Annotated in this window: 3 protein-coding genes; all 3 read left to right on the top strand. The window is 36.7% G+C overall.

What is annotated here, in order from left to right:
* The first annotated feature begins 276 nt into the window (after positions 1-276).
* The 3 genes from KPC_RS18555 to KPC_RS18545 all read left to right on the top strand — a co-directional run bounded on the left by KPC_RS18555 (position 277) and on the right by KPC_RS18545 (position 2,977).
* Positions 277-1,029, top strand: coding sequence for an electron transfer flavoprotein subunit beta/FixA family protein (locus KPC_RS18555; protein WP_121975811.1), 753 nt, complete (start codon positions 277-279; stop codon positions 1,027-1,029).
* 18 nt (positions 1,030-1,047) lie between these two features.
* Positions 1,048-1,980: an FAD-binding protein gene (locus KPC_RS18550; protein ID WP_121975810.1), complete on the top strand. Its 933-nt coding sequence runs from the start codon at positions 1,048-1,050 to the stop codon at positions 1,978-1,980.
* Positions 1,981-2,119: 139 nt separating this feature from the next.
* The gene (locus KPC_RS18545) at positions 2,120-2,977 is read left to right on the top strand and encodes a zinc ribbon domain-containing protein (protein WP_121975809.1); all 858 of its coding nucleotides are present in this window, start codon (positions 2,120-2,122) and stop codon (positions 2,975-2,977) included.
* Positions 2,978-3,194 lie beyond the last annotated feature (217 nt).

Below are 3,194 nucleotides of genomic sequence, written 5' to 3'. Positions count from 1 at the left end.
ATCAATATCTAATAGTTTTTAAAATATGTTGTAAATTTCACGAAGTGATTTATATATTTTTTTTGTGAACTCACCATTCTACAAATTTTACGCATTTTTACAGCACTTTTATCAATTGAGACTTGACCAAAATGCCAAACACACTGCAAGATAGGACACCTAAAAAATTTTAAATGAAGAGTATATTAGGGACGTACAGGATATTTCATTTTTGATCTGTCCAGGACATCCAGACTTTTCTTAACACTTACTTTTGCTAAAACAGCCGAGGATTACATGAAGGCTCTTGTTGCTGTAAAACGTGTGGTTGATGCCAACGTTAAAGTTCGCGTAAAGCCGGACAATAGTGGGGTAGACCTTACTAACGTTAAAATGTCAATTAACCCATTCGATGAAATCGCAGTGGAAGAAGCGGTTCGCTTAAAAGAAAAAGGAACAGTTTCAGAAATCGTTGTTGTTTCTATTGGACCTAAAGAATCTCAAGAACAAATTCGTTCTGCTATGGCGCTTGGTGCTGATCGCGGTATCTTGGTTGAAGCTGACGATAATCAACTTGGTGCTTTGGAAGTTGCAAAAATCCTTAAAGGTGTTGTTGAACAAGAACAACCACAACTTATCCTTTTAGGTAAGCAAGCAATTGACGATGATTCTAACCAGGTTGGTCAGATGCTTGGTGCATTATTAAATGCTGGGCAAGGTACTTTTGCTTCTGAAGTGAAAGTTGAGGGTGATAAAGTACAAGTTACTCGTGAAATTGATGGTGGTTTACAAACAGTTGAGTTAAACCTTCCAGCAATTATTACAACTGACCTTCGTTTAAACGAGCCACGTTATGCTGCATTGCCTAACATTATGAAAGCTCGTAAGAAGCCACTTGATACAAAAACACCTGCTGACTTTGGTGTGACATCGACAACTAATCTTAAAACAGTGAAAGTTGAACCACCTGCAGAGCGTAAAGCTGGTGTACAAGTGAAGTCTGTTGATGAGTTAGTTGACAAACTTAAAAATGAAGCAAAAGTGATCTAATAGGCAGGGATATAAATCATGAGTATTTTAGTTCTCGCTGAGCACGACAATAAAACACTTAACGGTGCAACTTTAAACGTTGTTGCTGCAGCTCAAAAAATCGGTGGTGATATCACTGTTCTTGTTGCGGGTTCTGGTGCACAAGCTGTAGCTGATGCTGCTGCCAAAGTTGCTGGTGTAAGTAAAGTATTGCTTGCTGACAATGCTGCTTATGCAAATCAACTGGCTGAAAATGTAGCTGCTTTGGTTGCTGATTTGGGTAAAGGTTATAGTCATATACTTGCTGCTGCGACCACAAATGGCAAGAATATTCTTCCACGCGTTGCTGCACTTTTAGACGTAAGCATGATTACTGATATTATTGCTGTTGAAGGTCCAAAAACTTTCAAACGTCCGATTTATGCTGGTAATGCTATTGCAACTGTAGAATCTTCTGAAGCAATTGTTGTTGCAACTGTTCGTGGTACAGCATTTGATCCTGTTGCAAGTGAAGGTGGTTCTGCGAGTGTTGAAGCTGTAGCAGAAGTTAAAGACGCAGGTATTTCTAAGTTTATTAACGAAGAAATCGTTAAATCCGAGCGTCCAGAACTGGCAGCAGCTCGTATTGTAGTATCTGGTGGTCGTGGTGTAGGTTCTGGTGAAAACTATCACAAAGTTCTAGATCCATTAGCAGACAAGCTTGGTGCAGCTCAGGGTGCGTCACGTGCTGCTGTAGACGCAGGTTTCGTTCCAAACGACATGCAAGTTGGTCAAACTGGTAAAATCGTTGCACCTGACCTTTATATTGCAGTTGGTATTTCTGGTGCGATCCAGCATCTGGCTGGTATGAAAGATTCTAAAGTGATCGTTGCGATCAACAAAGATGAAGAAGCACCAATCAATGCAGTAGCTGATTACTGGCTGGTAGGTGATTTGAATACTGTAGTTCCAGAATTGGTTTCTAAACTTTAATTCTGTAAGAACAGTTTCTAAACGCTCTTAGAGTTATCTAGGAGCGTTTTTTATTGTGATCTTGATCGTTAATTATGAGAAATGATTAAGCTGTGTTATAGATATAAACATAATTTAAAAATAAAAATTGGTAACACATATGAATTGTCAAAAATGTGGTGCAATTAATATAAATGAAGCAGTGTTTTGTGGGATATGTGGTGCACGTTTAAAGCATCAAAAAGTAGTCGATGATTTTACTGGGTATAAACATGTGCAGTCTTCTGTACAGCGTGATGATTCAAGGCAATCACATATAAAAAATAACCATAACCATGATGCATCTTCAAAAAAGAATATCCCTCCACCACTCAATACGAGACTATCTAAAAAACAAACATCATTAAAAGTATGGCAAGACCAGTTTAAAAATACATTTCCCAAGAAAAATAAAGTAAATAAGAAAACCAATATTATCCCTTTAGTTATCGCAGCTCTGATTTTTGCCCCTCTGCTGTTTAAGATCGTGTCAGAGGATGTAATTCCTTATTTTTTAAAGCAGATGGACATAGCCTTATCAAATCAAAATGAGCAGGCAGTAGAAGAAGGAAATGTTGCGGAGGAAGGTGAAAGTAGTGAAGCTATAGATGCCGTGGCGAGTGCAGGAAGTTATACAGATATTCAACAGGTTATCCAGCCGAGATATATGGATGTTCTGACATTTCAAAAATATGTTGAAGAATATTATGAAAAATATAAGAAAATGCCAAAAGATATTCACGAAATAGAAAACTTCAGGGAAAGTATTTTTAGTGATTTTGTGTATGATGATATTGAAATTCATGATGGCAATATTGTTGGTAAATTTCAAAATGACCCTGATAAAAAAATCTATTTATTTCATCAGATTGATATGGTGAATAACCGGATAGCAAAATGGCATTGCTATAGTGTGGGGATCAAAGACGAGATATTCGAAGATTGTAAATATTTAGATCAGGACATTTTTGTAAAATGATTGGATAACTATATAATAATCGTATGGATTTTAAGGATTATTTTTACTATAAAAATGGACTTGGTGATCGGGTTATACACAGTCACAATCATTTGCTTGTTATGCTTTTATTTTGTTAATCCGGTGCATTTGGAAGAATGCCCATTTTTGTACGTTACTGGCTGAAAATTATTCAAATAATTTATAAAATATAACAAGATAGTTCACTACTCTAACT

Source organism: Acinetobacter stercoris (genome assembly GCF_900323515.1).
Taxonomy (GTDB): Bacteria; Pseudomonadota; Gammaproteobacteria; order Pseudomonadales; family Moraxellaceae; genus Acinetobacter; species Acinetobacter stercoris.
This window is presented reverse-complemented; position numbering and strand designations above follow the sequence as displayed.